The 26,886-nt window shown below is 72.6% G+C and carries 24 protein-coding genes, 2 pseudogenes and 1 riboswitch; of the genes and pseudogenes, 20 read left to right on the top strand and 6 right to left on the bottom strand.

Features of this window, described 5'->3' with window-relative positions; genetic code table 11:
• Nucleotides 1-119: 119 nt before the first annotated feature.
• From GXP74_RS13190 to GXP74_RS13245, 12 genes and pseudogenes are all read left to right on the top strand, one after another.
• Nucleotides 120-1,073: pseudogene (locus GXP74_RS13190) on the top strand (helix-turn-helix transcriptional regulator); the annotation flags it as partial.
• Nucleotides 1,074-1,216: 143 nt separating this feature from the next.
• The gene (locus tag GXP74_RS13195) at nt 1,217-2,203 is read left to right on the top strand and encodes a YafY family protein (RefSeq protein WP_182456410.1); all 987 of its coding nucleotides are present in this window, start codon (nt 1,217-1,219) and stop codon (nt 2,201-2,203) included.
• Nucleotides 2,200-2,448: a hypothetical protein gene (locus GXP74_RS13200; protein WP_182451678.1), complete on the top strand. Its 249-nt coding sequence runs from the start codon at nt 2,200-2,202 to the stop codon at nt 2,446-2,448. The genes GXP74_RS13195 and GXP74_RS13200 overlap by 4 nt, the downstream gene beginning before the upstream one ends.
• A gap of 10 nt (nt 2,449-2,458) precedes the next feature.
• Nucleotides 2,459-2,680, top strand: coding sequence for a hypothetical protein (locus GXP74_RS13205; protein ID WP_182451679.1), 222 nt, complete (start codon nt 2,459-2,461; stop codon nt 2,678-2,680).
• Nucleotides 2,681-2,785: 105 nt separating this feature from the next.
• Complete coding sequence (tatA, locus tag GXP74_RS13210; protein WP_182451680.1) at nt 2,786-3,067, top strand: Sec-independent protein translocase subunit TatA; 282 nt, start codon at nt 2,786-2,788, stop codon at nt 3,065-3,067.
• Between the two features lie 84 nt (nt 3,068-3,151).
• Nucleotides 3,152-4,141: a twin-arginine translocase subunit TatC gene (gene tatC, locus GXP74_RS13215; protein ID WP_182451681.1), complete on the top strand. Its 990-nt coding sequence runs from the start codon at nt 3,152-3,154 to the stop codon at nt 4,139-4,141.
• Nucleotides 4,142-4,437: 296 nt separating this feature from the next.
• Nucleotides 4,438-7,308: an RNA helicase gene (locus GXP74_RS13220; RefSeq protein WP_225448607.1), complete on the top strand. Its 2,871-nt coding sequence runs from the start codon at nt 4,438-4,440 to the stop codon at nt 7,306-7,308.
• Nucleotides 7,309-7,488: 180 nt separating this feature from the next.
• Nucleotides 7,489-8,139, top strand: a complete 651-nt coding sequence (locus GXP74_RS13225; RefSeq protein WP_182451682.1) for a PadR family transcriptional regulator — start codon at nt 7,489-7,491, stop codon at nt 8,137-8,139.
• 239 nt (nt 8,140-8,378) lie between these two features.
• Entirely contained in the window at nt 8,379-9,461 is a 1,083-nt protein-coding gene (locus tag GXP74_RS13230; protein WP_182451683.1) for an ABC transporter ATP-binding protein, read from the top strand.
• Between the two features lie 77 nt (nt 9,462-9,538).
• Nucleotides 9,539-10,285 (top strand): ABC transporter permease, encoded by a 747-nt coding sequence (locus GXP74_RS13235; protein WP_225448608.1) that lies wholly within the window; start codon nt 9,539-9,541, stop codon nt 10,283-10,285.
• Nucleotides 10,286-10,355: 70 nt separating this feature from the next.
• Nucleotides 10,356-10,865 (top strand): SRPBCC family protein, encoded by a 510-nt coding sequence (locus GXP74_RS13240; protein ID WP_182451685.1) that lies wholly within the window; start codon nt 10,356-10,358, stop codon nt 10,863-10,865.
• A 219-nt stretch (nt 10,866-11,084) separates the two neighbouring features.
• On the top strand, nt 11,085-12,374 hold the full coding sequence (locus GXP74_RS13245) for a mannosyltransferase family protein (RefSeq protein WP_182451686.1): 1,290 nt from the start codon (nt 11,085-11,087) through the stop codon (nt 12,372-12,374).
• A gap of 86 nt (nt 12,375-12,460) precedes the next feature.
• Here GXP74_RS13245 and GXP74_RS13250 read toward each other — a convergent pair whose 3' ends face one another.
• Both GXP74_RS13250 and GXP74_RS13255 read right to left on the bottom strand, forming a co-directional pair.
• Nucleotides 12,461-12,694, bottom strand: coding sequence for a hypothetical protein (locus tag GXP74_RS13250; RefSeq protein WP_182451687.1), 234 nt, complete (start codon nt 12,692-12,694; stop codon nt 12,461-12,463).
• Between the two features lie 105 nt (nt 12,695-12,799).
• The gene (locus tag GXP74_RS13255) at nt 12,800-13,045 is read right to left on the bottom strand and encodes a dodecin (RefSeq protein WP_182451688.1); all 246 of its coding nucleotides are present in this window, start codon (nt 13,043-13,045) and stop codon (nt 12,800-12,802) included.
• A gap of 139 nt (nt 13,046-13,184) precedes the next feature.
• Between GXP74_RS13255 and GXP74_RS13260 the strand changes: the two genes are divergently transcribed.
• Entirely contained in the window at nt 13,185-13,604 is a 420-nt protein-coding gene (locus tag GXP74_RS13260; protein ID WP_182451689.1) for a DUF6234 family protein, read from the top strand.
• A gap of 111 nt (nt 13,605-13,715) precedes the next feature.
• Here the strand turns inward: GXP74_RS13260 and GXP74_RS13265 are convergent, their stop codons facing one another.
• Nucleotides 13,716-14,621, bottom strand: a complete 906-nt coding sequence (locus GXP74_RS13265) for a DNA-3-methyladenine glycosylase (protein WP_182451690.1) — start codon at nt 14,619-14,621, stop codon at nt 13,716-13,718.
• Nucleotides 14,622-14,728: 107 nt separating this feature from the next.
• Here GXP74_RS13265 and GXP74_RS13270 point away from each other — a divergent pair, with 107 nt between their 5' ends.
• On the top strand, nt 14,729-15,712 hold the full coding sequence (locus GXP74_RS13270) for a YafY family protein (RefSeq protein WP_182451691.1): 984 nt from the start codon (nt 14,729-14,731) through the stop codon (nt 15,710-15,712).
• 31 nt (nt 15,713-15,743) lie between these two features.
• Here GXP74_RS13270 and GXP74_RS13275 read toward each other — a convergent pair whose 3' ends face one another.
• The gene (locus GXP74_RS13275; protein WP_182451692.1) at nt 15,744-16,145 is read right to left on the bottom strand and encodes a nuclear transport factor 2 family protein; all 402 of its coding nucleotides are present in this window, start codon (nt 16,143-16,145) and stop codon (nt 15,744-15,746) included.
• A 559-nt stretch (nt 16,146-16,704) separates the two neighbouring features.
• Between GXP74_RS13275 and GXP74_RS13280 the strand changes: the two genes are divergently transcribed.
• Nucleotides 16,705-18,279, top strand: a complete 1,575-nt coding sequence (locus GXP74_RS13280; RefSeq protein WP_182451693.1) for a glycosyl hydrolase family 18 protein — start codon at nt 16,705-16,707, stop codon at nt 18,277-18,279.
• Nucleotides 18,280-18,354: 75 nt separating this feature from the next.
• Here GXP74_RS13280 and GXP74_RS13285 read toward each other — a convergent pair whose 3' ends face one another.
• Together GXP74_RS13285 and GXP74_RS13290 are read right to left on the bottom strand one after the other, a co-directional pair.
• Complete coding sequence (locus tag GXP74_RS13285) at nt 18,355-19,638, bottom strand: NtaA/DmoA family FMN-dependent monooxygenase (protein ID WP_225447899.1); 1,284 nt, start codon at nt 19,636-19,638, stop codon at nt 18,355-18,357.
• A 151-nt stretch (nt 19,639-19,789) separates the two neighbouring features.
• Nucleotides 19,790-20,797 (bottom strand): annotated as a pseudogene (locus tag GXP74_RS13290) (PLP-dependent cysteine synthase family protein); the annotation flags it as partial.
• A 137-nt stretch (nt 20,798-20,934) separates the two neighbouring features.
• Nucleotides 20,935-21,044: riboswitch (SAM riboswitch) on the top strand.
• 278 nt (nt 21,045-21,322) lie between these two features.
• Here GXP74_RS13290 and GXP74_RS13295 point away from each other — a divergent pair.
• Genes GXP74_RS13295 through GXP74_RS13315 form a run of 5 tightly spaced genes read left to right on the top strand, consistent with a single transcriptional unit; the run spans nt 21,323 to nt 26,862 of the window.
• The gene (locus GXP74_RS13295) at nt 21,323-22,474 is read left to right on the top strand and encodes an ABC transporter substrate-binding protein (RefSeq protein ID WP_182451696.1); all 1,152 of its coding nucleotides are present in this window, start codon (nt 21,323-21,325) and stop codon (nt 22,472-22,474) included.
• On the top strand, nt 22,474-23,592 hold the full coding sequence (locus GXP74_RS13300) for an ABC transporter permease (protein ID WP_182451697.1): 1,119 nt from the start codon (nt 22,474-22,476) through the stop codon (nt 23,590-23,592). The genes GXP74_RS13295 and GXP74_RS13300 overlap by 1 nt, the downstream gene beginning before the upstream one ends.
• Nucleotides 23,586-24,386 (top strand): ABC transporter ATP-binding protein, encoded by an 801-nt coding sequence (locus tag GXP74_RS13305; protein ID WP_182451698.1) that lies wholly within the window; start codon nt 23,586-23,588, stop codon nt 24,384-24,386. The genes GXP74_RS13300 and GXP74_RS13305 overlap by 7 nt, the downstream gene beginning before the upstream one ends.
• Nucleotides 24,383-25,126, top strand: a complete 744-nt coding sequence (locus GXP74_RS13310; protein WP_182451699.1) for a YcnI family protein — start codon at nt 24,383-24,385, stop codon at nt 25,124-25,126. Before GXP74_RS13305 ends, GXP74_RS13310 begins: the two co-directional genes overlap by 4 nt.
• Complete coding sequence (locus GXP74_RS13315; protein ID WP_182451700.1) at nt 25,123-26,862, top strand: copper resistance protein CopC; 1,740 nt, start codon at nt 25,123-25,125, stop codon at nt 26,860-26,862. Before GXP74_RS13310 ends, GXP74_RS13315 begins: the two co-directional genes overlap by 4 nt.
• The last annotated feature ends 24 nt before the right edge of the window (nt 26,863-26,886 follow it).

The following is a 26,886-nucleotide window of genomic DNA, read 5'->3' on the forward strand; positions in this document are numbered from 1 at the left end:
CGGCCCCGTCCTACCACGGAAGTGGCAGGGCGGGGCCGCGCTTTGGCGACACGCCGCCGGACCGGTACGGTCGGGTGCGCCGGGCACACGGAGTGTTCGCGTGCAGGGAGGGGTGAGCGGTGCCCATCGCCAAGTCCGAGCGGTTGATGAACCTCGCGCTGTGCCTGATGAACACCAGGCGTCCGCTGAGCAAGCGGGAGCTGCGGGACTCCATCGAGGCCTACCAGGAGGCCGCCGAGAGCGGCACCGAGGACTCCTTCAACCGCATGTTCGAACGGGACAAGGACGACCTGCGCGAGCTCGGCCTGGTGATCGACGTCGAGGAGAACCCGCTGGACGGCGAGTCCGGCTACCTGGCCCGGCGCGACCGCAACCGGCTGCCGGAGATCTCGCTGGACGCCGAGGAGGCCGCCGCGCTGAGCCTGGCGGCCGGGGTCTGGCGGCAGGCCCGGCTGGCGGGCGCGGCCAGCGGCGCGCTGCACAAGCTGCGCGCGGCCGGGGTACTGGTGGAGGGCACGGCGGAGGCGCCGACGGCGCTGGAGCCGCGGATCCCGGCCCGGGAGGCCGCGTTCGAGCCGCTGCTGGCGGCGGCCAGGGACAGGCGGCCGGTGACCTTCGGCTACCGCAAGTCCGGGGCCTCGGCGGCGGAGCCGCGCGCGGTCGAACCGTGGGCACTGGAGTGCTGGCACGGGCACTGGTACCTGGCCGGCTGGGACCGCGACCGCAAGGACGTCCGGGTGTTCCGGCTGAGCCGGATCACCGACCGGGTGAAGATCCGCGCCGGGGTGTTCACCGCCGACGTCCCGGACCATGTGGACGTGCGCCAGCACGTGGCCAGGTTCGCCGGGGAGGGCGCGACCGCGACCGCCCGGATCCGGCTGCGGCGCGGCGCGGCCTTCCCGCTGCGCACCAAGGCGCTGCGGGTGGACGCGGTGGACGCGGACTGGGACGAGCTGGAGGTCCCGTACGGGCACGGGCTCGCCGCCGACCTGTCCGAGTTCGGCACGGCGGTGCGGGTGGTCGCCCCGGCGGAGCTGCGCTCCGACGTGATCGCCCGGCTGCGCGCCGTCGCCGGGGCGGCCGGTGCCTCCGCCGCGGGGTCCGCGAACGATGGGTCCGCGAACGCCGGGTCCGCGAACGCCGGGTCCGCGACCGACGAGTCCGCCGACATCGAGGGAGCAGCGCTGTGAGCAACGCCATCGACCAGACCCGCCGGATGCTCTCGCTGGTCACCTATCTCCGCGAGCGCCCCGGCGCCCGGGTCGGCGACGTGGCCCGGGCCTTCGGGATCAGCGAGCGCGAGCTGGTGGCGGACCTGAACGTGCTGCCGATGTGCGGCACCAGCTTCCGCGGCGGCGACCTGCTGGACATCGACACCGACGGCGAGCGGATCTGGTGGCACAACCCGGACGATGTCGCCCAACCGCTGCGGCTGTCCTCGGACGAGGCCATCTCGCTGCTGGTGGCGGCCCGCGCGGTGGCCGGGCTGCCGGGGCTGCGGGAGCGCGACCGGACGGCGCTCACCCGCGCGGTCGCCAAGCTGGAGGCGGCGGCCGGGGACGCGGCCGAGGGCAGCGCCCGGGTCGGCGCCACCTTCGAGGCGGAGGGCAGCGTCTTCGCCGACGTCGACCGGGCGCTGACCGAGCGGCGGCGGCTGTGGATCCAGTACTACTCCTCCGGCCGGGGCGAGATGACCGAGCGGGAGGTCGACCCGATCCGGCTGGTCTCCGAGGGGCACACCTACCTGGAGGGCTGGTGCCGGCTCTCGGAGGACCGGCGGATGTTCCGGCTGGACCGGGTGGCCGACATCCGGGTGCTGGACGTGCCCTCCGATCCGCCGCCGCTGGAGCTGCGGGACCTGTCGGACGGGCTGGTGCGCCCGGCCGCCGACGACCCGCAGGTGGTACTGGAGGTGGGCCCGGCCGGTCGCTGGGTCACCGAGTACTACAGCCACGAGGAGTCGCTGGAACTGCCCGACGGCGGCCTGCGGATCACCCTGCGCACGCCCGACCCGGCCGGGCTGCTCCGGCTCGCGCTGCGGCTGGGCGCGGACGGCCGGATCACCGCCCCGGCGGCGCTGGCCGAGCAGGCCCGGTCCACCGCGGCGGCGGCGCTGGCCCTGTACGCGGACGACGAGCCCGCCGACACGCCGGACGACACCGGGTGGCGGTACGGCGGCGAGCGGGCGGGGGACGGGGCGTGACCGAGGTCCCGATCCGTTTCCGGGCGTCCTGCACCGAGTGCCGGGCCACCACGGAGCTGGATGTGGAGGCGTTCCGACTGACCGTCGGCCGCAGCCGGGAGCGCACCTTCTACACCTTCACCTGTCCGGGCTGCGGCAGCAACGTCCGGCGGATGGCGGGGGAGCGCATCGTCGAGGCGCTGACCGGCGCGGGGGTGCGCACCATGCGGCTGCATCTAGGCGAGCAGCCCCCGGCCGTGCCGTAGGCTGGCGACCATGCCTTGGGTGATCGTCTGCGTTGTCGGCCTGTCCGCGGTCGGACTGCTGGTCCTCGGTCTGCTCGCGGTCCGGGTGTACGCCGAGGTGGGGCGGCTGGCCCGGGAACTCGACGCCGCGGGGCGCCGGGTGGGCCACGCGGCGGGCGCGGTGGAACGCGCCGCCGAGGCGGTCGCGCGTCGGGCGGGGGAGCTTGCCTTGGGTGAACCCGGGCCGACGTAGGATCGAACTTGCGTCGATATCACGAGAAGTGCGACCGCATCTGGACTCTCCGGCGGCGGTAGTGCGTATCATCAGCGCAGAGACCAGAGACGAAGAGGGAATCCCATGCTCGAGAACCGCGGACTTGAAATCATCATCCTGGCGGTCATCGTGCTGCTGCTCTTCGGAGCGAAGCGGCTGCCTGACACGGCGCGTGCGCTCGGCAAGTCGCTGCGCATCCTCAAGTCGGAGGTCGGCGCGATGAAGACCGACGACAAGCCGGAGGCGCAGACGGCGCAGAGCACCCAAGCCGAGCCCGTCGCCGCTCCGAAGACCATTCAGGCAGCGCCCGGCGAGTCCGCCACGGCCCGCCCGGTCGCCGACGCCCAGCCGCACGTGCAGGGCTGACCGCAGTCGCTGTAACGCGGGCTGATCCGGGGTGACCGGTCCGCGCCTTCCATCCACCATCACGCAGGGACTGAAAGCCGCACGGTGAGCAGCGATACCCAGAGCACTGCGGGCCGTACTGCCGGCAGGCAGAAGAAGAAGCAGAAGAACGCTGAAGGCCGGATGCCGCTGGCGGACCATCTCCGCGAGTTGCGGGACCGACTGGCCATCTCGATCCTCGCGCTGCTGGTGGGTACGATCCTCGGCTTCGTCATGCACAACTGGGTCCTTCACCAGATGACCGGCCCGATCTGCAACATCTCCAGCCTGCACGGGGTGGGCGCGCGGACCTCCGGCTGCCCCAACGGGGTGCTGGTGGTGGACGGGCCGCTCGGGGGCCTCTCGCTGAGCTTCGACGTGTCGATGATGCTCGGCGCGATCTTCTCCAGCCCGGTGTGGTCGTACCAGCTCTGGGCCTTCCTGGCGCCCGGGCTGTACAAGAAGGAGCGCAAGTACGGGCTGAGCTTCGTCGGCGCCGCGGTACCGCTGTTCATCGGCGGCGCGGCCATCGCCTACTGGGTGTTCCCCAAGGCGATCCGCATCCTGCTGAGCTTCGTGCCGTCGGGCATGGCGCAGATGATCCAGGGCACCGACTTCCTCAGCTTCTTCATCCGGATGGTGCTGGTCTTCGGGCTCTCCTTCGAGATCCCGCTGCTGCTGGTCGCGCTGAACTTCATCGGGGTGCTCAGCGCCGCCAAGCTGCGCGGCTGGTGGCGGCCGATCGTGTTCATCATCTTCGTGTTCGCCGCCGTGGCCACGCCGACCGGTGACCCGCTGACGATGACCGTGCTGGCCGTGCCGATCTGCGTGCTGTTCTTCATCGCGCTCGGGGTGGCCACGATCCACGACCGGGCCAAGGCCAAGCGCCGGGCGATCGAGGACCCGGACAGCCTGCTGGACGACGACACCGCCTCCTCGCTCGACCTGACGCCCTCCGAACTGCCCTCGCAGGGACCCGGTCCGGTGGAGCGGGTCAGCCCCTCCGACCTGGCCTCGGACGAGCCGATGGACTACCACTCGGACGACGTCACCTGAGTTCGCGGGACCGCCCGGAACCGGGCGGAAAATCCTGGGTCGAGTGTCAGTCCCGGCGGGTAGCCTCTGGTTGAGATGCACATCCAAGACGACAACGACCCGCGCGCCGCCGACGGAAGCACCGAAGGCACCGCCCACCGCGCTCCCGTGCGCCCGAACCGGGAGGATGGTGCCGCGATGACCTCCGCCGCCCCCCGCAACACCCCCCAGAACCGCAGTACCCCCCAGAACCGCGATACCTCCCAGAACCGCGATACCCCCAGAACGAATCGGCCGAGAACGAGCACGAGCCCGCTCTGTACGACGCCGAGGAGGAACTGAGTCCCGCCGAGCGCTACGCCGCCTTCCGGCGCCGCGCCCAGGAGCAGGCCACCGCGCTGTACGCGTTCCGCCGGCTCTACGACTTCCCGCTGGACGAGTTCCAGATCGAGGCCTGCGCCGCGCTGGAGGCCGGGCAGGGCGTGCTGGTGGCCGCCCCCACCGGCTCCGGCAAGACCATCGTCGGCGAGTTCGCCGTGCACCTCGCCCTCGCCGAGGGGCGCAAGTGCTTCTACACCACGCCGATCAAGGCGCTGTCCAACCAGAAGTACGCGGACCTGGTCAAGCGCTACGGCCCGGACAAGGTCGGCCTGCTGACCGGCGACAACACGGTCAACAGCGAGGCCCCGGTGGTGGTGATGACCACCGAGGTACTGCGCAACATGCTCTACGCGGGCTCGCACACCCTGTCCGGCCTGGGCTACGTGGTCATGGACGAGGTGCACTACCTGGCCGACCGCTTCCGCGGCGCGGTGTGGGAGGAGGTCATCATCCACCTCCCCGAGTCGGTGACCCTGGTCTCGCTGTCGGCCACGGTCTCCAACGCCGAGGAGTTCGGCGACTGGCTGGACACCGTCCGCGGCGGCACCAAGGTCATCGTCTCCGAGCACCGCCCGGTCCCGCTGTGGCAGCACGTGCTCGCGGGCAACCGGATGTACGACCTCTTCGTGGAGACCCGGGGCGACGTCCGGGTCGCCGAGGAGCGCGCCCACGGGCGGCGGCGCGACGGCGGCCAGCAGCGCGGCGGCGAGGCCGACGTCAACCCGGAGCTGGTCCGGCTGGCCCGGGCCGAGCAGGACCGCCGGTACGCGCGCGGGGACCGCTTCGAGAAGCGCGGCCGGGGCCGGAGCATGCCCAGCGGCCGTCCCGGCCGGGCCTGGACGCCGAGCCGCCCGGAGGTCGTCGCCCGACTGAGCGACGAGGGCCTGCTGCCCGCGATCACCTTCATCTTCAGCCGGGCGGGCTGCGAGGCCGCCGTGCAGCAGTGCCTGAACTCCGGCCTGCGGCTGAACAGCGAGGCCGAGCGGGCCGAGGTGCGCACCCTGGTCGAGACCCGCACCGCCGCCATCCCGGACGAGGACCTGCACGTCCTGGGGTACTACGAGTGGGTCGACGCGCTGGAGCGCGGGGTCGCCGCCCACCACGCCGGGATGCTGCCGACCTTCAAGGAGATCGTCGAGGAGCTGTTCGTGCGCGGCCTGGTCAAGGCCGTGTTCGCGACCGAGACACTGGCCCTGGGCATCAACATGCCGGCCCGCTCGGTGGTCATGGAGAAGCTGGTCAAGTGGAACGGCGAGACCCACGCCGACGTCACTCCCGGCGAGTACACCCAGCTCACCGGCCGGGCCGGGCGGCGCGGCATCGACGTCGAGGGCCACGCCGTGGTGCTCTGGCAGCCGGGCCTGGACCCGGCCGCCCTGGCCGGGCTCGCGGGCACCCGCACCTATCCGCTGCGCTCCTCCTTCAAGCCCTCCTACAACATGGCGGTCAACCTGGTCTCGCAGTTCGGCCGGCACAAGTCCCGGGAGCTGCTGGAGACCTCGTTCGCACAGTTCCAGGCGGACCGCTCGGTGGTCGGCATCGCCCGCCAGGTGCGCCGCAACGAGGAGGGCCTGGCCGGCTACCGCGAGGCGGAGACCTGCCACCTGGGCAATTTCCAGGAGTACGCCGGGCTGCGCCGGGAGCTCAAGGACCGGGAGAACCAGCTCGCCCGCGAGGGCGCCAACCAGCGCCGGGCCAGCGCCGCCGACTCGCTGGAGAAGCTGAAGCCGGGCGACGTCATCCACGTCCCCACCGGCCGCTTCGCGGGCCTGGCGCTGGTGCTCGACCCGGGCATCCCGCCGGTCAGTCGGCACGGCCACCGGCAGGACCACGGCGACGGACCGCGTCCGGTGGTGCTCACCGCCGAACGGCAGGTGAAGCGGCTGGCGATGATCGACTTCCCGGTCCCGGTCGAGGCCGTGGAACGGCTGCGGATCCCGCGCAGCTTCAACCCGCGCAGCCCCCAGTCCCGCCGGGACCTGGCCTCCGCGCTCCGGTCCAAGGCCGGCCACCTGGAGCCGGGTCGGGCCCGCAAGTCCCGCGCGGCGGCGGCCGACGACCCGGAGATCGCCCGGCTGCGCGCGGCACTGCGGCAGCACCCCTGCCACGGCTGCGACGAGCGCGAGCAGCACGCCCGCTGGGCCGAGCGGTACGAGCGGCTGAGCCGCGACACCAGACAGCTGGAACAGCGGATGAAGTCCCGGACGCACACCATCGCCCGGACCTTCGACCGGGTCTGCGCGCTGCTCACCGACCTCGGCTACCTGGCCGGTGACAGCGTCACCGATGACGGCCGCCGACTGGCCCGGCTCTACGGCGAGCTGGACCTGCTGGCCTCGGAGTGCCTGCGCGAGGAGATCTGGGAGGGGCTGACCCCGGCCGAGCTGGCGGCCTGCGCCTCCGCCCTGGTGTTCGAGGCCCGGCGCGGCGACGACGAGAGCGGCGCGCCCAAGCTGCCCGAGGGCGGCGCCCGCGAGGCGCTGGGCGAGATGATCCGGCTGTGGGGCCACCTGAACGCCCTGGAAGAGCAGCACAAGCTGTCCACCATGGACAACTGGGGTCAGCGCGAGCCGGACCTGGGCTTCGCCTGGACCGCCTTCCGCTGGGCCTCCGGCCACCCGCTGGACGCGGTGCTGCGGGAGGCGGACATGCCCGCGGGCGACTTCGTCCGCTGGGTCCGGCAGCTGATCGACGTGCTCGGGCAGATCGCCAACGCCGCCCCGGAGGACGGCGGCGTCCGGGGGGCGGCGCGCAAGGCGATCGACGGTCTGCGGCGCGGCATCATCGCCTACTCGTCGGTCAACTGACCTCGTCGGTCACCGGTCCCCGGCCCGTTCCCGGAATGCTCCGGGGACGGGCCTTGTGCTGTCCGATGACGCGATATAGCGTGTTGACACGCGCAATACCCCTGGCGATATACTCGGGATCGGATAGTCGGGTTCGGATATCCCGATCCGGACCGACCCAGGGGAGAGGAGGCGGGCCCGATGGCACGACGGACGATGAGCAATCCGCTGGCGCTGGCGGTCCTCGCCTTCGTCGCGGAGAGGCCCAGCCACCCGTACGAGATCGCCCAGTCGCTGCGCTCGCGCGGCAAGGACCGGAGCATAAAGATCAACTACGGGTCGCTGTACAGCGTGGTCCAGACGCTGGAGCGCCACGGCTTCATCGAGGCCGCCGGGACCGAACGCGACGGCCGTCGGCCCGAGCGCACGGTCTACGCCGTCACCGAGTCGGGCCGCGCCGAACTGCGGGACTGGCTCTCGGAGTTGCTGGGCACCCCGGCGAAGGAGTACCCGCGCTTCGAGTCCGCGCTCTCGCTGATGGGGGTGCTGCCCCCGGAGGAGGCGCGGACGCTGCTGGAGCAGCGGGTCGCCCGGCTGGAGGCCGACACCGCCGCCGAGCGGGCGCTGCTGGCCGAGTGGGGCTCCGTACTGCCCGGGATCTTCCTGGTCGAGGGGGAGTACGCGCTCGCCATGGCGACCGCCGAGGCCGAGTGGACCAAGGGGTTGCTGCGGCGGATGGCGGACGGCTCGCTGACCGGGATGGACGGCTGGCGGCAGTTCCACGCCACCGGCCAGGCCCCGCCGGAGTGGACCGAGCTGGAGGCCCGGGCCCGAGCGGCACAGGAGGACTGACCGCCTAAAGCGGAGACACCGAAGCAGAGACACCGAAGGCCGAGTCGCAGTCGGCCACAGCAGGGCCCGCCAGGTGCGCCAACACCCGGCGGGGCCGGAACCTCAGCACCGGCCTGCGCGAACAGGGTCCGGGGCCTACGAGGGCATGCACTCGCAAGGACATGCACCCTCATCGTAGCCCGTGTCCCCAGGCGTGGATCGGTACCCGAACGATCAACGACCGAAGGGACCGCACCACCATGACCAGCCACAGCAACGGCGCCGCGCCGGGGACGGCCGCGACCGCCTCACCCGCGAGCCGCACCCGCCCGTCCGCGCGACCGACCGCCCCGTCCGCGCCGCAACCCGCCGTCCTGGCCCGCGACCTCGTCAAGACCTACCAGGTCAAGGGCCGTTCGGAGGCGGTACGCGCGCTCGACGGGCTCAGCATCACGGTCGAGCCCGGCATCGTCTTCGGACTGCTCGGCCCGAACGGCGCGGGCAAGTCCACCACCGTCAAGATCCTCACCACCCTCGCCGCCGCCGACAGCGGCAGCGCCACCGTGGCCGGTCTGGACGTCGCCCGCGACCCGGCCGCGGTCCGCCGCGCCATCGGTGTGGTCGCCCAGCGCTCCGGCGCCGACCCGGTCGCCACCGGCCGCGAGAACCTGCTGCTCCAGGGCCGCCTCTACGGCCTGCGCGGCACCGAACTCGACCGCCGCGCCGACGAGCTGCTGGACCGCTTCGAGCTGTCCGGGGCCGGGCGGCGCCAGGTCAAGACGTACTCCGGGGGTATGCAGCGGCGGCTGGACGTCGCCCTCGGGCTGGTCCACCGGCCGCAGGTGCTGTTCCTGGACGAGCCGACCACCGGCCTGGACCCGGAGGCCCGCACCGCCATGTGGGAGGAGATCACCCGGCTCGCCGGGGACGAGGGGCTGACCATCCTGCTCACCACCCACTACCTGGAGGAGGCCGACCGGCTGGCCGCTCGGCTGGCCATCGTCGACCGGGGCCGGGTCGTCGTCGAGGGCACCCCGGACTCGCTCAAGGGCGAGCTCCACGGCGACGCCGTCCACGTCGAACTGCGCGAGACCGCCGCCGACGGGCTGCCGCTGTACGAACTCCTCGGCCGGATCCCCGGGATCCGTGAGATCACCGTGGACGGGCGGCGGGTCAGCGCCCGCGCGGACGACGGCGCCGCCGCCGTCCCGGCGGTGCTGGCCGCGCTGGACCAGGCCGGCCGCACGGCCGCGTCCGTCACCGTCGCCCGGCCCTCGCTGGACGACGTCTACCTGCGCCACGCCGGGCGCAGCTTCGCCGACGCCGAAGGAGTCTCCCGATGAGCAGCGCCACTCTCACCCGGCGGCCCCCGGCCGCGACCCGCCCCCGGGCCACCGAGGGCCTGGCCCAGACCTGGTACATGACGCAGCGCCAGTTCATGGCCTTCGCCCGGCAGCCCGCCTATCTGATCATCACTTTGATCCAACCGGTGATCTGGCTGTTCCTCTTCGGCGCGCTCTTCCACAAGGTGGTCGAACTGCCCGGCTTCGGCGCCGGGAGCTACCTCGACTACCTGGTCCCCGGGGTGATCGTGATGAGCGCGGTCTCCGCCAACATGTGGGCCGGGATGGGCACCCTGGAGGAGATCGAGCGGGGCACGCTGAACCGCTTCCTGATCACCCCGGTCCGCCGCAGCGCGCTGATGAACGCCAACGTGATCGCGCAGTCGGTGACCACCGCGCTCCAGTCGCTGATCATCGTCGGGCTCGGCTGGGCCGGCGGGGCGCACTACCCCGGCGGGCTGCCGGGCGTGCTGGTGCTGGTGGTCGCCTCCTCGGCACTGGGCACCATCTTCGGCGCGTTCTCCAACGCCCTGGGGATGCTGGTCCGCGAACGCGAGTCGATCATCGGCATCAACACCCTCCTGCTGCTGCCGCTGACCTTCCTGTCGTCGGCGTTCATGGCCCCGGCGCTGATGCCGCACTGGATGCAGGTGGTGGCCCGGTTCAACCCGGTGAACTGGGCGCTGGAGGCCGGGCGCGCGGCAATGGCGGCCGAGCCCGACTGGTGGTCGGTGTTCAGCCACGGCAGTTGGACGCTGCTGCTCGCGGCCTTCGCGGTCTGGCTGTCCCTGCGGACCTTCCGCTCGTACCAGAAATCGGTCTGACCGTTCCAACCCGGCTGGCCCGCCGTTCAGGTGACGGCGGGTCAGTTGGACCCGGGACGCCTCTTTTGCGATGATCCACGTCGATGGGCTGACGCATCCCGGCGTCCCGGCCCCGGCGGACGGCGGGAGGCGCGTGGTGTCGGTCCACGCCGAGCACACGGTCACCGTCCGCCAGCCGGTCGCCGAGGTCTTCGCCTTCCTCGCCGACGGGCTGAACAATCCGCGCTGGCGGCCCGAGGTGAGCGGCGTCCGGCTGCTGTCCGACGCCGGAACCGCCGCGCGGGCGGGTGCGCGGTACGCCCAGACGCTGACCGGACCGGGGGGCGTGACCATCCCGGGGGACTACCTGCTGACCGCCTGCGAGCCGCCGCACCGCCTGGAGTTCGAGGTGGTCGCCGGCCCCGGACGACCGACCGGCTCCTTCACCCTGCGCGAGTCCGCTCAGGCCGGGACCGAGGTGGTCTTCGCCCTCGATCTCGCGCTCACCGGAGCGCTGGTCGCACTGGCCGCGATGATCCGGAAGCTGGCCCAGCAGGAGGTCGCCAACCTCGACAACCTCCAGGCCGCGCTGGACAGCTGAGTCCTCGCCGAACGCCCCGCGCGGCCGAGCGGTCCCGCCGCTCCGGCACCGGGGGACTCCCAGCTGACGCCTAGACTTCATCCTGGAACGGTCCCCGGCGTAGCGATCCGTCCATCTGTCGGTGCCACCATCCTCCGGCGCAGGCAGTTGGTGGAGTCCCCGCGCAGGGGACGCGGTATCGACCATGAGGACCCAGTGACAGCGTCAACGAGTGCGCCCGTGCAACGGGATCCCCGGCCCCCCTGGCGGGGCCCGATCCGCCGACCCTCGTCAGGGAGCGGCGTCGACTCGGTACTGGTGTCGCTGCGGGCGGCCGTTCCCGCGCTGCTGCTGTTCATATCCGCCAGAGCGGTCGGCCTGGGGGCGGTGCTGCTGCTCAGCCCGTCCTCCGCCGGATACGCGCTGCGCCGCCTGGCCGTGCACTGGGACGCCTACTGGTACCTGGACATAGCTCAGCACGGCTACGACCACGCGATCCGCGCGCCGATGCCGGGCCAGGACCACCACCGGTACACCAACCTGGCCTTCTTCCCGGTGTACCCGGCCCTGATCCGGGCGCTGCACACGGTGCTGCCGGTACTGCCGTGGGGGGTCGCCGGGCTGGTCACGGCCGGGCTCTGCGCGCTGGTCGCGGCCTGGGGCATCCACGCGGCGGTGGCCCACCGCTACGGCCCGCGGGTGGCCACCCTGGCCGCGCTGCTGTGGGGGATCGCCCCGACCGCCGTCGTCGAGTCCGCCGGGTACAGCGAGAGCGCGTTCACGGCGCTGACCGCCTGGGCGCTGTTCGCGGTGCTGAAACGCCGCTGGCTGACCGCCGGGGTGCTCGCGCTGCTGGCCGGGCTGACCCGTCCGACCGGCATCGCGGTGGTGGCGGCGCTGTGCGCGGCGGCGGCGCTACAGGTCTGGGAGACCCTACGGGAACGCGGGACCGGCCCGGGCTGGCTGGACGGCCCGTACCGGCTGGCGACCGGCAAGCAGGAGATCCGGCCCGAGCAGCCGGTCGCGCTGTGGCGGCCGATCACCGCCGCGCTGATCTCGCCACTGGGCTGGCTGGGCTTCGTGGCCTGGACCGGGCTGCGACTGCACAAGTGGAACGCCTACTTCAAGATCCAGGCGCTGTGGAAGTCACGCTTCGACTTCGGCCACACCACCGGCGCCGACTTCAGGATCCTGTTCACCCACAGCGCCCCGGTCAACCTCTACTTCCCGGTGGGTGCCTGTGCGCTGATCGCCGCGGTGCTGCTGCTGGCGGTCACCGTCGCCCAGCGCCAGCCGCTGCCGTTCCTGGTGCTGGGCCTGGTGATGGTGGTCATCACGATCGGCGACGCCGCCTACTTCTCCTCGCGCGCCCGGTTCCTGCTCCCGGCCTTCCCGCTGCTGCTGCCGCTGGCGTCCGGCCTGGCCCGGACCCGCAACCGGACGGTGCTGGTGGCGGTACTGGTCGCGACGACCGCGGTCTCCGCGCTGTACGGCGCCTACCTGATGCTCTACTCGCCCAGCCCGCCGTGACCCCGGTCGTGACGCCCTCCCGGTGACCCGGCTGACCCGGCGCGCGGTCGTCCGGCGCACCGGGTCCCGGGGCGGGGCCGCTGCCGCTAGAGGTGGTCGTGGACGCGCCGGGTCAGCTGCCGCGTCCATCCGGCCAGCTCCGCCCGGCGCTGCGGCTCGCCCCCGCACAACGCGCTGACCTGGTCGTCGGTGAGCCGGTCGGGGCCGCCGCTGTCCAGCAGTACCGACAGCTGCGCGAGCACGCCCGCCAGCCGGTCGGCGTCGTCGTGGCCGAGGGTGACGCTCGGGTGGAAGTGGCCGATGGTGACGGAACCAGGCATGTCTGCCTCCTGTGGTCGGTTGCCTCCACCGTACGGCGGTATCCAGGCCCGCACCTCTCGTGCCGGACCGGCCGCGCCCGACCGCCGGGCACCACGACGCGGTTACTACGACGCGTAGTTGGCGGAGGGGGCCGCTTCCTCCACGTCCTCCAGCCGGAAGCCGATCTTCAGCCCCACCTGGAACTGGCTGACCTGCCCGTCGGCGATCCGGCCGCGCACCTGCGTCACCTCGAACCAGTCCAGCCCGCGCAGGGTGCGCGCGGCCCGGTCCACCCCGTTGCGGATGGCAGCCTCGACGCTCTCGGACGAGGACCCGACGATCTCGGTCACCCGATAGGTGTGGTCGCTCATGACGTGCTCCGTCCTGCCGACTTTTAGCTACCCGTCCACCCTCCCGCACCGCCGCCCCCCGCGCGCGCCGAGGCGGTGCCCGGCGATCTGAGTACCCGTACTCAGGCGCCCGGCGGACGGCGCGGCGAGAATGCCGTCCATGGCTTCTGCGCGGACGTTCCTGCCGAACCCGCCCGGCCGGGTCGGCCGCCGCCGGTCACGGGGCGTGGACGCGGTGGTGGGTGTGGCCCTGGTGCTGGGCGAGGGGCTCGCGGCCGGCGGCGTGCTCTACCTCTCCCAACTGCGGCAGTGGGGCATGACCCCGGCGGCCTCCCTCGACCACTCGTCCTGGACACTGGCCGAGCACTGGATCATCTGCCTGGCCGTCGCCGCCCTGGTGATCGCGGCCGTCGCGGCGTCGCGGCGCGCCCCCTGGACGGCGACCGCGCAGCTGGCCGCCTGCCTGCTGCTGCTCACCCTGGCCAACGTCGCCGCCGACCGGGCCGCGGCGACCGACTCCCAGCCGCCGCCCAGCGGCGGCCTCTCCTGCCGGACCGGCAGCTCCTGCCCGGGCGGATGATCGGACAGGCTCGGCGTCAGGGGCGTCGGCGAGCAGGGCCTCCTTCACGCCCAGGTCCGCTTCCCCGGCTCCCGGCGGGGGCGCAACCCGGACCCCGGGCCCGGCCACGGCTCAGCTGCCGACCCGCAGGTAGTGCGCCCAGTAGCCCTGCGACTCGCGGTAGCCGTCCGCGAGTCGGCGGAACTCCGGCTCGTCGACCGGGTGTCCGTAGATCCGTGCGGCGGCGCGGGCCTGCTCCCGGTCGTAGCCGATGTGCTCCATCCGGCCGAGCCCCCGGATCAGCAGGAACGACGCCGACCAGGGGCCGATGCCGGGCAGTTCGAGGACGCGTGCGCGGACCGCGCCGTGGTCTCCGGTGCGCAGGAAGCCCTCGTCCAGATCCAGCCAGCGGCGGGTGGCGCCGTACAGGAAGGCGGCCTTGCGCCGGTTGCCGATCAGGGCGGCCAGCTCGTCCTCGTCCAGCGCCGCCAGCTGTGCGGCCTCCGGGAAGGCCCACAGCACCCGGCCGTCCCGTTCGATCCGGTTGCCGACGGCCTCCACCAGTGCCCGCTTCATGGTCCTGGCCACCGGCATCGGCACCCGCTGGCACAGGATCGCCCAGCACAGCAGCTCGAACGGCGAGGGGAACTTGACCTGGTGGTAGCCGTACAGCCGGTCGACCACCCGCTGGAACGGCGGGTCGTGCCGGGCGGCGGCGTACAGCGGCGACAGGTCGTCGTCCAGGCCGAGGTAGTGGCCCAGCCGGTCGGCGGCGGCCCGGGCGGTCGGTCCGTCGATCGGGCCGTCCGCCGTCAGCTCGCAGTCCAGTCCGCTGCCTTCGGTCGCGCTGGTGAGCCGGGCGGCCATGGTGGTGGCGTTCTCGCGCAGTGCCAGCGTCAGCGCCGTGCCCGAGGTGCCCTGCTGCCCGGTCATCGCCGGGAAGGAGCCGATGAAGGCGAGCGAGGCGGCGAAGTCGAACGGCTGCCGCGCCGGGAGGTGCAGGCTGACGGCGGCCCGGCGCCGGTGGGTCGTGTCCATGGAACTCTCCTCCAGAGTCTCGGTGCTCGGCTGACCACCAGCTTCACCCCGAAACCTGACAACGTCCGTCAGGTTTTAGACTGGGTTCCCATGAAGGCTGGGTTCCGATGAAGGCCGACCGGCTGCTCTCGATCATGCTGCTGTTGCAGACCCGGGGCCGGGTCACGGCCGAGGAGCTGGCCGAACGGCTGGAGGTGTCGGTCCGCACCGTGTACCGGGACGTCGAAGCGCTCTCCACGGCCGGTGTCCCGGTGTGGACCGAGCGCGGACGCAACGGCGGCATCCGGCTGCTGGCCGGCTACCGCACCGATGTGACCGGGCTGACCAACGACGAGGCGCGGGCCCTGTTCGTGCTCACCGCCGACGGGACGCACGACGCGCTCGGCCTCGGCGGCGCCATCGGCTCGGCCCTGCGCAAGGTCATGGCGGCGCTCCCGGCCCCGTACCGCGCGGACGCCGAACGCACCAGCGAACGGATCCTGGTCGACCCGGCCCGCTGGCGCGCCGCCGCGCCCACGGCCGTCGAGCTGGCGGAGCTCCAGCGGGCCGTCTTCGCCGACCGCCGACTGGAGCTGCGGTACCGCCACAGCGGCGGTACCGAGCCGCACGCCTATACCGTCGACCCCTACGGCCTGGTCAGCAAGGCCGGGGTCTGGTACCTGGTCGCCGACCGGGACGGCGCGCCGGGGCTGTTCCGAGCGGACCGGGTGCGGTCCGCGACGACCTCGACCGAGCCGGTCCGCCGCCGCCGGGGCCAGGGCCTGGCGGAGGTCTGGTCCGTCCTCCGCGACCAGGTCGAGCGCGGCTCGGAGGAGGTGCTGGTCCGTTGCCGGGTCCGGCGCGCCCGGCTGGACATGTTCCTGCGGCTACAGTCCGCCCACCTGCTCGGCGCACCCGGGCAACCGGCCCCCGGCGCCGACTGGGCCACCGTCGACCTGGGCTTCCCCGCGCTACCCGCCGTCCGCGCCCTGCTCGCCCACGGCGCCGACGTCGAGGTCCTGCACCCACCCGAGGCCCGCACCGAACTCGCCACCGCGGCGGCCGAGGTGGCCGCCCTCTACGCCCGCGCGGCCACCGGCGACAGCCGCTGACCAGCGCGCGCACCGAGCCCCGGCGGCGGCCTCACGCCCGGGCATCGGTGCTTCGGACCGGCTCCGCGAGCGCGGTCCGCCAGCCGGGCGCGTCGAAGGAGTCGGCGAAGTACTGGGTCTCGTGCACCACGCGCCCGTGGGCGAACTCCATGATGCTCACCGTGTGGCTGGGCACTCCGTCGTAGGTGATGACGCACTCGCTCACCCACAGGTCGCCACCGCCGGTGATCCGGCGCACGGTGAAGTGCCGATTCGCGGGGTGCCCGCCACGCTGCGCCGCGATCGTCGCGCGGCCCCGGAACCGTTCCCCCGACTGCGGGTAGTCGAGGATCGCGTCCGCGGCGTAGATGGCGTGCTCGGTCTCGGTGTCCCCGCGTTCCGACGCCTGCCAGTGCTCCTCGATCGCGGCCCTGGTCCGGAGGTCGGGATCCATCGCGTGTCCCTTCCGCGGGCGGCAACGGCGGCGGCGTGGACCGCCCGTGCGGCGCATCGGCTCCGGAACCCGAAGGAGGTCCCGATCACCGTTTCGTGACTCTACGTCAATCGCGGCCCAGGTGCGGGGATTGTCGACTTTGCCGTTGCCGGGAGGCCTGCACCTGCGGGTTTGCCCCACCCGGCCGGGGCGTCCGCTCCGGCGATTGGTCCAGACCTATTGACGGGCCCGGTCGCCCCTTCTACGCTCCGGTCCGATACACCCCCCACATGTCCCCACCTCACCCAGAGCCGGGCGTCACGCCCCCACGCGTCGGTCATGTCCATGGCGCTCGGCGGGAAGGGAGCACAGCATGTTCCGTCGGAGGTTGCGTACGCTACGTCAGTCGGGTGGATTCCACCCCGCTCCGGATCCCGGCCGCCCCGAAGGCGACCGGGCCGGGAGCGAGCCGCTCCGAGCACCTCGCCCGCAGCGGGCGACGGTGGAACGCGCGCCCCAGGTGAACCGGACCGCCCGCGCCAAGCACGGACCCCCCGTCCTGAGGCGCCTGCTCGCCGGGGTGAGCTCCGTCGCCGTCATCGGCACCGGCATCGTCGTGGCCGGCACGGTCACGGCCGGGGCCGCCACCACCAACCTGGTGGCCAACCCCGGATTCGAGAGCGGACTGTCCGGCTGGAGCTGCTCCAGCAACTCCGGCACGGTCGTCAGCAGCCCGGTCCACTCCGGCGCCGCCGCGCTGCTGGCCACCCCGACCGGCCAGGACGACGCGCAGTGCAGCCAGACCATCAGCGTGCAGCCCAACTCCCCGTACACGCTGAGCGCCTACGTCCAGGGCAGCTACGTCTACCTGGGTGCCACCGGCACCGGCATCGCCAGTCCCCCCTCCACCTGGACGGCGAGCAGCCCGTCGTACAGCCAGCTCAGCGTCGCCTTCACCACCGGGGCGACCACCACGTCGGTGACCGTCTACGTGCACGGCTGGTACGGCCAGCCCGCGTACTACGCGGACGACGTGTCGCTCACCGGCCCCGTCGGCAGCAGCCCCCCGCCGACCACGGCGCCGCCCACCACGGCCCCGCCGACCACGGCCCCGCCGACCACGGCGCCGCCCACCACCGCCCCGCCCACCACCGCTCCGCCCACCACCGCGCCGCCGACCACCACCCCGCCGGGGAGCGCCACCTGCGCCACGAAGCCCAAGCCGGCGGGCAAGGTGCTGCAGGGCTACTGGGAGAACTGGGACGGCGCCCTCAACGGCGTGCACCCCGGCATGGGCTGGATCCCCATCGAGGACAGCCGGATCGCCGCGAACGGGTACAACGTCATCAACGCCGCCTTCCCGGTGATCCTCTCGGACGGCACCGTCGAGTGGCAGAACGGCATGGACACCAACGTGCAGGTGCCGACCCCCGCTGAGATGTGCCAGGCCAAGGCGGCCGGGCAGACGATCCTGATGTCGATCGGCGGTGCCAGCGCGGGCATCGACCTGAGCTCAAGCACCGTCGCCGACCGGGTCGTGGCGACCCTCGTCCCCATCCTCAAGGAGTACAACTTCGACGGAATCGACATCGACATCGAGACCGGCCTGACCGACGGCACCGACATCAACACGCTCTCCACCTCCCAGGCCAACCTGGAGCGCATCATCGACGGCGTGATGTCCCAGATGCCCGCGGGCTTCGGCCTGACGATGGCCCCCGAAACCGCGTACGTCACCGGCGGCAGCATCACCTACGGGTCGATCTGGGGCGCCTACCTGCCGATCATCAAGAAGTACGCCGACAACGGGCAACTGTGGTGGCTGAACATGCAGTACTACAACGGCAGCATGTACGGCTGCTCGGGCGACTCCTACGAGGCCGGTACCGTCCAGGGCTTCACCGCGCAGACCACCTGCCTGAACAACGGCCTGGTCATCCAGGGCACCACGATCAAGGTGCCCTACGACGAGCAGGTACCCGGTCTTCCGGCCCAATCCGGCGCGGGTGGCGGGTATATGACGCCGAGTCTGGTCAGCCAGTCGTGGAACGCCTTCGGTGGTGCGCTGAAGGGGCTCATGACCTGGTCGATCAACTGGGACGGCTCGTTGGGTTGGACCTTCGGCGACAACGTCAAGGCACTGCAAGGCCGTTGACCTCCCACTGATTCCCCTGGAAGCACCCCTGCGGGCGACCCGGGCCCGGACCGGCCCGGGTCGCCCACAGCGGGGTCAGGCCCCGTGAGAGGCGCGGGGAACCGGCGGCGGCAGTCGCAGGCCCAGGTTCTCGCGGAGAGTGTCGCCGGTGTAGTCGTCGGCGACGATCCCCCGCTTGCGCAGTTCGTGCAGCAGGCCGTTGACGGCGAAGTCGTGCAGTTCGGGGTCGGCCAGGCCGTGGATGCCGATCACGTCGAGGACGCCCGCCCGGAAGCGTTCCTCAACGGCGTCGGCGAGTTGTTCGGGGGTGCCCGCGGCGGCCCAGTGGCCGGTGTCCTGGGCGGCGATGACGAGTTCCCGCAGGGTGTAGCCCTGGCGGGCGTAGCCGCTGAAGATGTCGACCCGGCCGCGGCGGCGGTTCACCGAGGCGACGTTGGGCAGCAGGCTCTCCGGCAGGGGCTTGTCGAGCGCCAGATCCGAGAGGTCGACCCCTCCGCCGAGCATGTCGGCGACCAGGGTGCGGCCCGCGTCGAAGTCGATCGCCTCGCGCCGTTCGCGGACCCGTCGCCGGGCCTCCGCCTCGGAGGCGCCGTAGGTGGCGTGGAGCGAGCTGAAGATCAGCGGCAGCCCCTCGGCGCGGCCCAACTGCCGTGCCTGGGCGCGGATCCGGCGGGTGAAGTCGGTCGCGATGTCGAGGGTGGGCAGCGAGGTGAAGACGATCTCGGCGTAGCGGGCGCCCAGGGCCGTTCCCGCCTCGGACTGGCCGGCCTGGATCTGCACCGGGCGGCGCTGCGGCAGTGGCGGGATGTTCAGCGGGCCCGCCACGGTGAAGAACTCGCCGGAGTGGTGGATGGGGTGCACCCGTTCCCGGTGCAGCACCGCCCTTCCGTCGGCGTCGGCGGTGAGCGCGTCCGGTTCCCAGCTGTCCCACAGCGCGTTGACCACCTCCAGGGTCTCCGCGGCACGCGCGTAGCGCTGCTCGGGGCTCGGCAGTTCGCCGGGGCCGAAGTTCTCCTCGCCGACGGACGAGGTGACCAGGTTCCAGGCGGCCCGCCCGTTGCTGACGTGGTCGAGCGTGCCGAAGAGCCTGGCCAGGTTGTACGGATGGTGGAAGGTGCTGGAGACGGTGGCGATCAGTCCGATCCGGGAGGTCACCTGGCTCAGGGCCGAGACGAAGACCAGCGGCTCCTGCGAACCGATCGCTCCCTGGGCGTCGAAGGAGAGCAGGTCGGCGGTGAACAGCGCGTCGAATCTCGCCGCCTCGGCGAGGCCGGCCACCCGGACGGCGGTGTCGAGGGTGGAGCGGGTCGGATCGATCGCCAGATCGTAGGTCTCCGACGTCCCCCCGGCTCCGGTCACTGTCTTCAGGGTCCTTGGCCGTTCCGCGCTCATCATTCGTCCAATCTCGGGTTCACCGGCGGGGGAGGGGCGGCACCACCGGGCCGCCCGCGCGTCACTCCGACGTCGTGTCAGGTGCGGGTGCGGGTGCAGCGTCGGCCTGGTGTCCGGAGTCCGGGCCCTCCTCGTCCGGGCCCTCCTCGTCCAGGAAGCCGAGCCCGCGCAGCCAGTCGTCGTCGAAGACCTTGGTGAGGTAGTTGCGTCCGGAGTCGGGGAGGATGACGACGACGAGATCGTCCGGCCCCAGTTCCGCCGCCAGGCGCAGCGCGGCGGCGGCCGCGGTACCGGCGGAGCCGCCCACGAGCAGGCCCTCCTCGCGGGCCAGGCGGCGGGCGGTGAGGAAGGACTCCCGGTCGCTGACGCGCTCGAACCGGTCGACCACGTCCGGGTGGTAGGACTGCGGCCAGCTGTCGTCCACGGTCTCCGGGTGGCGGAACAGGCCGATGCTCTCGACCTGGTACGGGCCGCCGTCGCCGCCGGAGTAGACCGACGCCTCGGGGTCGGCGCCGACGACGGTGACGCGGCCGTCGCTGACCTTCTTGAGGTACTCGCCGGTCCCGGTGATGGTGCCGCCGGTGCCGACACCGGCCACCAGGTGGGTGATCCGCCCGTCGGTCTGCTCCCAGATCTCCGGTCCGGTGGTGCGGTAGTGGGCGTCGGGGTTGGCGGGGTTGTCGTACTGGTTGGACAGCCACGCCCCCGGCGTCTCCGCGACGACGCGGGCGGCGGTGGAGAACACGTGGTCGGGGTGCTCGCGGGGGACGTCGCCGGGGCAGACGATCACCTCGGCGCCGTAGGCCCGCAGGGTGGCGACCTTCTCCGGGCTGCTCTTGTCCGGGATCGCGAAGACACAGCGGTAGCCGCGCTGGGCGGCGACCATGGCCAGGCCGACGCCGGTGTTGCCGGACGTGCCCTCCACGATCGTGCCACCGGGGAGGAGCTCGCCGGCCTCCTCCGCGGCCTCGACCATCGCCAGGGCTATCCGGTCCTTCACGCTGCCACCGGGGTTGACGTACTCCAGCTTCGCGTAGACCGGTGTCCGGGCCGTGCCGGTGACCCGGTTGAGCCGCACCAGCGGGGTGTTGCCGACCACCTCTGCCAGGGATGCGTGGACGTCCACGGCTGTGCTCCTCACCTGCTCGCCCGCTGCTTTCCCGCTATCCTCACCGCCGATTGTGAATTCCGTGCTGCAATGATATTGCGCGAATTCCAGGTCCCTTGCCGCGCCGCGAACGGGCGCGCTATGGTCCCGCCACAGGTGATGAGTGTCAGCGATCGGCCCTGGCCTGCTGACCAGCAACCCTCCTCCGCGGTGGGGTGCTCCAGGTGAACACCCGGCCGATCCGCGGGCTCGGCAAGCGCGAGCCGATCGGCCAGTAGGCCGACCACCGAGTGGAGGTCCTGACGATGAGTGGACGGCACCTGCCGTGGCTCGCGAGCGTCGGCGCCACGCGCACCTTCACCGGTTGCAGCCGTCGGCACGTCGACCTGAAGCGCGTCGCCGCCGCGCTCTGTCCGGGCCGGTAGCGAGCACTCCCGTACAGCGCTCTCCCGTGCGCCTCATGCGCATCAGGTTCGACGGCGAACTGTGGATCATGGTCGTCCCGCGCTCCGGCGCGCCCGAATACACGTCAGGATGCCCGAAATGAGCGAGGAAATCCCGAACACCTCCGCTGCCGAGGATCTCTCACCCGAGCAGCCCAGCCTCGTCGAGGCCAATGTGGACCTCGACGCCGCCCAGGGCGTCTCCCGCCGCCGCGCGCTCACCCTCGGTGGCGTCGGCCTCGGCGTCGTCGCCGCCGCGGGTCTTGGCAGTTGGGCTTTCATCAGGAGCGACAAGAAGGACACCGCCGCGGCCGGGGGCCTCACGGTCACCAAGTCCTGGGCCGGGCGGGAGCTGGCGGTCACCGCCCCCAGCGGGGTCTGCGACGCCCCGCTGATCGTCGCCTACGAGCAGGGCTTCTTCAGGAGGGCCGGGCTCAATGTGGTGCTGCGGAAGACCGGTACGGACGAGGACGTCACCGCGGCCGTGGGCTCGGGCAAGTACGTCGCCACCAACGGCATCTTCTTCAACTTCCTCGGCCCGATCTACAACGGCACCCCGGTCAAGCTCTCCGGCGGACTGCACCACGGCTGCCTCGACCTCTACGTCCGCGACGACGGCTCGGTGCCCACCATCGCCTCGCTCAGGGGCAAGCGGATCGGCGTCAGCAACCTGCAGGGCTCCGCGACCAACTTCTTCTCCCTCGACCTGCTCGACGCGGGCATCAACTCCAGCCCCGCCGCCAAGCAGGTGGAGTGGGTGGTCATCGAGCAGGACCTGCTGCCGGAGGCGCTCCAGGAGAAGAAGGTCGACGCCATCGCCACCGCCGGCGGGTACCTGCCCATCATCCAGGGTGTGAAGGCAGGTTGGGCGAGGGAGTTGTCCAACAACCGCAACCTCAGCCGCAACGCCTCCTACCCGTGCTGCGCGGTCGCCCTCAACGAGGAGTTCGTCAGCCAGGACCCGGTCACCGCCGCCAAGCTCGTCAACGCGTGGGCGCAGGGCTCGCGCTGGGCGGGGGCCAACCTCCAGCAGACCGCGCGGATCGAGTCCGAGAAGCACTACATCCCCGACACTCCGGCGAACATCCTCCCGGTGCTGCAGACGCTCACCTTCGACCCGTCGCCGAGGAACTTGCAGCAGGACCTCGAACCGGGCATCCAGAAGTTCATCCACACCGGCTTCCTCCCGGCGGACACCAACGCCCAGGCGCTGGCCGACAAGGTGTTCGTCAACCTGGGGCTGAACTTCTGATGGCAGCCCCGGACCTCACCGTCACCGCCGCCCCGGCCCCGAGCGGGCCGGGGCCGGCGGCCCCCGCGGCGCGGACGACCGTCCAGGGCGCGGCGCGCATCCACGCGGCCCTGGAGAAGGTCGCCCATCCGCTCCGGATCAACCCCGTCCTGGTCAGCGCGGGCATCCTGGCCTGGATCGGGTTCGGCGCGATCACCCAGTACGCGCCCGACAGCTCCAAGCTGCCGATGAGCGACGCCGCCGCGGTCCACGCCACCACGGCGTTCACCGCGACCGCCGGGCTGGTCGTCGCCGGACTGGCCGTGCTGGCCTGGGCGTTGAGCGCCACCCGGGGCCGCCTCGGCGCGCAGGCCACGGCCCGCCTGGCGCACGGCTCGGCCTGGCTGTTCGGCGCGGCGCTCTGGGGGATCTTCTGGGAGATCTCCACCGCCAAGACGCAACTGCTCTCCACGCCCTACTTCGCCGCGCCGCAGGAGATCCTCTACCACCTGTGGACGGACCGGGTGATCCTCTCCGAGAGCCTGGGCAACTCGCTGCAACTGCTCGGTCTCGGCTTCGTGCTGGGCCTGCTGGCCGGCCTGACCACCGGCGTGGTCATCGGCTGGTGGCAGCAGGCCAACTACTGGGTGCACCCGGTACTGATGTTCCTCGGCCCGGTGCCCACGCTGGCCTGGGTGCCGGTCATCTTCGTGCTGTTCCCCAGCACCTACTCCGGCGCGGTGTTCCTGATCGCGGTGAGTGTCTGGTTCCCGATCACGGTGCTGACCCGGGCGGGCGTCGTGAGCATCCCGCGTTCCTACTACGACGTCACCCAGACGCTGGGGGCGAGGAGCTGGTTCCTGCTGCTGCGGGTGGCCCTCCCGGCGGCGCTGCCGTCCATCTTCACCGGCGCGTTCATGGCCCTCGGCGCCTCGTTCGTCAGCCTCACCGTCGCGGAGAACTTCGGGGTCAACTCCGGCCTCGGCTGGTACCTCAACTGGCAGAAGGGCTGGGGCGACTTCCCCGCCCTCTACGCCGGGATCGTCGTCCTGGTGGGCGTCTGCGGGCTGCTGCTGACCCTGCTGTTCCGACTGCGGAGCTGGGCGCTGCGCTGGGAGAAGGAGCTGACCCGATGGTGACCACCACCCAGGCCGGAGCCGCGATCGACATCCGCAACGTCACCCAGGCGTTCCGCACCGGTAGCACCGACCTTCCCGTCCTCGACGACGTCTCGCTCTCGGTGGAGCCGGGCGAGTTCATCGCGCTGGTCGGACCGAGCGGCTCCGGCAAGTCCACGCTGATCCGGCTGCTGGCCGGTTTGGACCGGCCGCTGTTCGGCTCGGTGCACGTCGACGGCAACGCCGTGACCGGCCCCGATCCCAGTCGGGCGCTGGTCTTCCAGGACCCGACGCTGCTGCCCTGGCGTACGGTCCGCGGCAACGTGGCGATCGGCCCGCAGGCCCGGCGCGCCCGTGGCACGGCCAAGGCCCGGATCGACGAGGCGCTGGCGCTGGTCGGGCTGACCGACTTCGCCGACGCCTGGCCGGCCCAGCTCTCCGGCGGCATGGCGCAGCGTGCCGCGCTCGCCCGCGCGTTGGTCAACGACCCCTCGGTGCTGCTGCTGGACGAACCGCTGGGCAAGCTCGACGCGCTCACCCGCCGGGTGCTCCAGGGCGAGCTGATGCGGCTGTGGCGGGAACGCGGGTTCACCGCCGTGCTGATCACCCACGACGTCAGTGAGGCGCTGGCCCTGGCCGACCGGCTGGTGGTGCTCTCCCCGCGCCCGGCCCGCATCCGCGAGGTGGTCGAGGTGGGCCTGGACCGGCCGCGGGACCAGTCCGCGCCGGAGTTCGTCAGCTTGCGGGCGCGCATCCTCGCCCTGCTCGACGAAGAGGCCACCACCGAGCCGGACGAACTCCAGGAGACCCGATGACCCCGTACCCGGCCCGCGCGAAGCGGCTGCTGCTGACCGTGCTCGCCGCCGCCGTACTGGTGCTGGGCCTGGCCGTCCCGGCCGGCGCCCACGTCACCGTGGCGTCGTCCAGCAGCAAGGGCGGTGCCGAGGCCGTGCTCACCTTCACCGTCCCCGTCGAGTCGGACACCGCGCACACGGTCGGGCTGACCGTGTACCTGCCCACCACGGACCCCTTCACCGAGGTCCTCAGCGCGCCCGTCCCCGGCTGGACCGTGAAGCTGACCCGGACCGCGCTGTCCACCCCGCTGAAGGACGACGACGGCGACACCGTCACCTCGGCCGTCACCCGGGTCACCTGGACCGCCACCGGCGACGGCCTGGCACCGGGTCAGTTCGGCCAGTTCGCGCTCTCGGTCGGCCCGCTGCCGAAGAGCGGCACGCTCTACCTGCCCGCCGTGCAGAGCTACTCGAACGGCACCACCGTGGACTGGGTCCAGCAGGCGGAGGGCGGCGCCGAGCCCGCGCATCCGGCGCCGAGCGTGGTCATCGCCCCGGAGCCGTCCGGAGCCGTGACCGCGGCGGTGGGCGCGGCCCCGGCCCCCTCCGGCGACGGCTGGGGGACCGGCCTGGGCGTCGCCGGGATCGCGCTGGCCCTGATCGCGGGCGGGGTCGGCGGCGCCGCCCTCAGCCGGGCCCGGCGGCCCGCTCCGCGGCCACCGGTGGAGAGCGACGCGGGGCTGACCCGCACACCGTCGTGAGCAGACGCTCGGGGCGCAGGAGCGCGGTCGCGCTGCTCGCCCTGCTCGGTGCGTTCGCCGCGCTGCTGCTGTGGGCCACACCCGCCTCGGCGCACGCCTACGTGATCTCGACCAGTCCGGCCGACGGCGCGGAGGTCGCCTCCGCGCCCGCCCGCGTCCAGGTCACCTTCGACGAGCCGGTCACCCTGCCCTCCGCCAAGGGTGCCGCCGGCGTCATCGACGCCCAGGGACGGGCGGTCGACGACGGCTCGGTGCGACTCACCGACGGCCGGCGCACCCTGGTCATCGGCCTGCGTCCGGGCCTCGCCAAGGGCTCCTACATCGCCAGCTGGTCCGTGATCTCCGCCGACACCCATCCGGTCGGCGGGTCCCTCCAGTTCGGCTACGGCGTCCCCGCGGTCGCGCTCGCCGCGGCGACGGCACCGCAGCCCAGCGCGGAACTGGAACTGCTGGTCGGGGCCGTCAAGGGCCTGCTCTACCTCGGCCTGGTGGTCGCCCTCGGGCTGCTCCCGGCCGGGCTGGTGCTCGGCGCGGAGCCGGACGAGTGGCGGGTGCTGCGCCGCGCGGCGCGGATCGGCGCCGGGGCGTCCGTCCTCGCCTCGCTGCTCCAGGTCGTGGCGCAGTACCTGTGGGACGCCTCCGCCCTCCCGGACGGCCCCACCTGGGCAGGGCTGGGCGGCTTCCTCGACTCGTCGTACTGCGTGGCGGTGCTCGTCCGCGTCGGCCTGCTCACGGCCGCCGTCGTGCTGCTGCCGACGCGGCCGACGCTGTCGACGCGGCTGACGCGGCCGACTCGGCCGACCGCAACGCGGTGGGCGCTCGCGGCGCGCTGGACGCTGGAGGGCGTCCTCGCCCTCGCGGCGCTGGGCACCGTCGTCGACAACGGCCACGGCGGCACCGGGGCCTGGTGGTACTTCGGCTCCACGCTGCTCCACGTCACGGCGGTGACGGCGTGGCTGGGCGGACTGGGCGTGCTCGGCTGGCTGGTGCTGCGTCGCCGCCTGACCCGGCGCCGTCTCGCCAGGCTGCCGGTCTGGTCCCGCTACGCCGCGACCAGCGTCGGGCTGCTCGCCGCCACCGGCGTGCTCCAGTCGGTGGTGCAGGTGCGCTACCCGGCCGCCCTGGTCGACACCACCTACGGCGGCATCCTGCTGGTCAAACTGGGGCTGGTGGCGGCGGCGCTGCTGCTCGGGCTGGCCGGCAACCGGTGGATCGCCCGTCGGCTCGCCGCACCGGGCAGCCTCACCGCCGACGGGCTGCCGCTGCCCGGTGAGACGGCGCGGCTGCGCGGACGGGTCCGCGTCGAGGCGGGCATCGGCGCGGCGATCGTCGTCGTGGCCGGGGTCCTGTCCTCGACCGCGCCGGCCGCCACCGCCTACGCCCCGACCCGGGTGCTGCACGCGGTGATCGGCCCCTACACCGTGACGATCGAGATCGGCCCGGCCCGGCGCGGTCCGGAGAGCTTCCGGATCACCGCCGAGGCCGCGGACGCCGCGACCGACCCGGTCGAGTCGGTGCAGCTCGACCTGGGACAGGCCGGCGGCGGGGTGCGGGCACTGCCGGTCGACTTCCCCTACCTCCTGCCCGGACCGATCCGTGCCGGGCAGTCCACCGCGTTCACCTTCGCCAGCTCCTCGGTCGCCGTGCCCGACAGCGGTTCGTGGACCGGCACGCTGACCCTCGTCGCCAGTGCGACCGAGCAGTACACCGACGCCTTCCAGTACCACGTCATCTGATCCGCGGGTCATCCGACCCGCGTA

The sequence above is a fragment of the Streptacidiphilus sp. P02-A3a genome (assembly GCF_014084105.1).
In the GTDB taxonomy this organism is placed as follows: domain Bacteria; phylum Actinomycetota; class Actinomycetes; order Streptomycetales; family Streptomycetaceae; genus Streptacidiphilus.

Excerpts from the sequence above, each read along its gene's own strand:
- GXP74_RS13295 (WP_182451696.1), top strand. The coding sequence starts at position 21,323 with ATGAGCGAGGAAATCCCGAACACCTCCGCTGCCGAGGATCTCTCACCC.
- GXP74_RS13300 (WP_182451697.1), top strand. The coding sequence starts at position 22,474 with ATGGCAGCCCCGGACCTCACCGTCACCGCCGCCCCGGCCCCGAGCGGG.
- GXP74_RS13270 (WP_182451691.1), top strand. The coding sequence starts at position 14,729 with ATGAAGGCCGACCGGCTGCTCTCGATCATGCTGCTGTTGCAGACCCGG.
- GXP74_RS13235 (WP_225448608.1), top strand. The coding sequence starts at position 9,539 with ATGACGCAGCGCCAGTTCATGGCCTTCGCCCGGCAGCCCGCCTATCTG.
- GXP74_RS13305 (WP_182451698.1), top strand. The coding sequence starts at position 23,586 with ATGGTGACCACCACCCAGGCCGGAGCCGCGATCGACATCCGCAACGTC.
- GXP74_RS13255 (WP_182451688.1), bottom strand. The coding sequence starts at position 13,045 with ATGAGCGACCACACCTATCGGGTGACCGAGATCGTCGGGTCCTCGTCC.
- GXP74_RS13310 (WP_182451699.1), top strand. The coding sequence starts at position 24,383 with ATGACCCCGTACCCGGCCCGCGCGAAGCGGCTGCTGCTGACCGTGCTC.
- GXP74_RS13240 (WP_182451685.1), top strand. The coding sequence starts at position 10,356 with ATGATCCACGTCGATGGGCTGACGCATCCCGGCGTCCCGGCCCCGGCG.
- GXP74_RS13230 (WP_182451683.1), top strand. The coding sequence starts at position 8,379 with ATGACCAGCCACAGCAACGGCGCCGCGCCGGGGACGGCCGCGACCGCC.
- GXP74_RS13260 (WP_182451689.1), top strand. The coding sequence starts at position 13,185 with ATGGCTTCTGCGCGGACGTTCCTGCCGAACCCGCCCGGCCGGGTCGGC.
- GXP74_RS13275 (WP_182451692.1), bottom strand. The coding sequence starts at position 16,145 with ATGGATCCCGACCTCCGGACCAGGGCCGCGATCGAGGAGCACTGGCAG.
- GXP74_RS13205 (WP_182451679.1), top strand. The coding sequence starts at position 2,459 with ATGCCTTGGGTGATCGTCTGCGTTGTCGGCCTGTCCGCGGTCGGACTG.
- GXP74_RS13265 (WP_182451690.1), bottom strand. The coding sequence starts at position 14,621 with ATGGACACGACCCACCGGCGCCGGGCCGCCGTCAGCCTGCACCTCCCG.
- GXP74_RS13225 (WP_182451682.1), top strand. The coding sequence starts at position 7,489 with ATGGCACGACGGACGATGAGCAATCCGCTGGCGCTGGCGGTCCTCGCC.
- GXP74_RS13250 (WP_182451687.1), bottom strand. The coding sequence starts at position 12,694 with ATGCCTGGTTCCGTCACCATCGGCCACTTCCACCCGAGCGTCACCCTC.
- GXP74_RS13195 (WP_182456410.1), top strand. The coding sequence starts at position 1,217 with ATGCTCTCGCTGGTCACCTATCTCCGCGAGCGCCCCGGCGCCCGGGTC.
- tatA (WP_182451680.1), top strand. The coding sequence starts at position 2,786 with ATGCTCGAGAACCGCGGACTTGAAATCATCATCCTGGCGGTCATCGTG.